Consider the following 2,596-nt stretch of genomic DNA (forward strand, 5'->3'; position numbering starts at 1 on the left):
CCCTCCTTACAACAACCCAATTAAAAAGATTCTGTTCAAAGTACTAAATAGATGATTACGAAAAGGCAAAAAATCCTAGATGCTGCGCTCCTGCTCTTCTCTCAGCAAGGGCTAGAGGGCACATCTACCGGACAAATAGCGAAAACGGCAGGTGTGGCAAAGGCAACGCTGTTCCATCACTTTGAGAACAAATCTCTACTGATTGATGAACTGTTTCGTGAACTGAAAATAGAGCTATTTTCTACCCTTGACCAGCACACAGAAATCGCTGAACAAGATCGCTACCAAGCCTTTAAGTTCATGTGGATTACAGGGCTTGAATGGGCGTTAGAAAATCCAGTTGCGATGAAGTTCTTCACCAATGTTCATTTCGACCCGACGACTCAAACTCGAGAAGTGATTGTTTCAAAGATGTTCGCATCGTTAGACGAGATCATTTTGAAAGGACAAGAAACTGGTGAGCTGATGGTGTTAGACATCAACCTTGTTAGGCACTTCATCCACAGCCATTTTTTGATTTGTGCAAACTGGTTGATTGAGCAGAATGAGTTACCTCCAGAGCAGTCAGGCAAGTACATCAGCGATAGCTTTGACATGTGTTGGCGAGCTGTCGGCGGACAAAACCTGTAATTTGCACATTATTTGAAGCTCTTGCTTTCAAAGAACACTCTAAAGCGCCTCATGGTTATATCTATATATAGGCATGAGGCGCTTTAATTATTTGGATACATTTTAATCACATCACCATATTGACTTTAAGCCCCCTCTTTCAGTAACATCACACCATCATTTCAAAAGAGAATAACGCCATAATGAAGTACTAACATCCTGACATCCGATTTATTTTTATAAAAATCATTTGGACACTCGGGGTTAGTGGGCGTTACTTCGTCATCTATTTTCGCGACAAATCAAGTTCTTAAAGATCCGTATTTTGACAACATGTATCTTGCAGAACTGTACCTCAAAGACAGAAATTGTCTCAGCGCAGCTTTTCTATCTTTGATTGGTCATCTACCTAAGTAACGTCTTGGTGATCTATTCTTAGACTCCTATGTTGGAGTCTATGTAGAAAAGCGCCTCACCCCTTTTACTCGTTTACACGTAAAGGGAGGTATTTTTATGCCTACTATATTAGCCAACAATCTCTCATTCCAGCTCGATACTGGTGAGTGGTTATTCAAAGACATCACCTTTAGTTTGAGCAGTCGCCTGACAGGCTTAGTCGGAAGAAATGGGGCGGGAAAGTCACTACTGCTTTCGTTACTGGTCGGGCAAACACAACCCACATCAGGCAGCATTTCCAAACAAGGCTCGATCGGCTTTTACTCCCAGTTGCCTTCAAAGCTATTGGATAGCACAACCAGCATTGCTGACTTCTTGGGGCTCACCGAAAAGTTAGACGCATTACATGCCATAGAACAAGGCAGCTGCGAACTTCAGCACTTCAATATCGTTGGCGAGGATTGGGATTTACAAGCGAACACAAAGCAACTTTTAGCCACATTGAAAATAACCAGTGGGTTAACCACACCGTGCCATACATTGAGCGGCGGGCAGCTATCCCTATTGCAGCTTCATCGCTTATTCGTATCAAACTACGACGTACTGATTCTCGACGAACCGACAAACCATTTGGATAGCGACGGGCGTAATTGGTTACTAGAACAGTGCCAGTTATTTGAAGGAAAAGTGCTTGTCGTCAGTCACGATCGAAGCTTATTGAGACACATGGAAGGGATCTATCATCTCAACAGTTTGGGATTACGTTTCTACAAAGGAAACTACGATGATTACTTCACGCAAATGTCGAGTCAAAGTGAAGCACTGGACAAGCAGATAACGCATCATCAATCGGAAAAGAAACGACTCGAGCGCCAAGCTCAGATTAACAAGGAAAAAGCTCAACAACGTGAGGCTCAAGGTAACCGACTCCGAAAATCAGGTAGCCAACCCAAGATATTATTGGATGCCATGAAAGATAAAGCAGGGCGAACCCAAGGCGCATCGGCAACAAGCCACAAGAACTTAAAGGATCAAAACCAACATAAGCTTCAATCTCTTAAAGAACAGCAAGAGCAACTGAAGCCGCAAGCGTTGTACCTACAACAAGCGAATGCTACTAAAAAACACTCACTATTAACCGTTGAAGAGTGTCGCCTAAATTTTGGTTCTGGTGTTCCTATTAGCTTATCTCTATCACAAGGCGAACGATGCTATCTAACCGGGGCTAACGGGTGCGGAAAATCGACTCTGTTAAAAGCCATTCATGGCCAGCACTCGAACTATATCGGATCCATTAAGCGCTTAGGGGCGACCGTATACTTGGATCAACATTTTGGCCTGTTAGACACCAACGACACCATATTCGATAGTTTGATGACACACAGCTTTGGGTTAACAGAAAGTGACGCACGAACCTTGCTCGCTGGAATAGGGTTCAGGCGAGACTCCGTATACCGAAAAGTGTCTCATTTAAGTGGTGGTGAAAAAATGAAACTGGCGATGTTGATCGTTAGCCACAAACAAGACACCCCGCTTCTATTGCTTGATGAACCGGACAACCATCTAGACATCGACTCAAAGCAAGTATTGG

At 43.5% G+C, this 2,596-nt stretch carries 2 protein-coding genes; both read left to right on the forward strand.

Annotation, left to right across the window (positions count from 1 at the left end; all coding sequences use genetic code 11):
• The first annotated feature begins 51 nt into the window (after window positions 1-51).
• Window positions 52-630, forward strand: a complete 579-nt coding sequence (locus AB4653_RS10165) for a TetR/AcrR family transcriptional regulator (protein ID WP_065103388.1) — start codon at window positions 52-54, stop codon at window positions 628-630.
• A gap of 492 nt (window positions 631-1,122) precedes the next feature.
• On the forward strand, window positions 1,123-2,596 hold a 1,474-nt coding region (locus AB4653_RS10170), incomplete at its 3' end, for an ATP-binding cassette domain-containing protein (RefSeq protein ID WP_372104053.1).

It is taken from the genome of Vibrio sp. 10N.222.48.A3, assembly GCF_041475345.1.
GTDB classification, from domain to species: Bacteria; Pseudomonadota; Gammaproteobacteria; order Enterobacterales; family Vibrionaceae; genus Vibrio; species Vibrio tasmaniensis_A.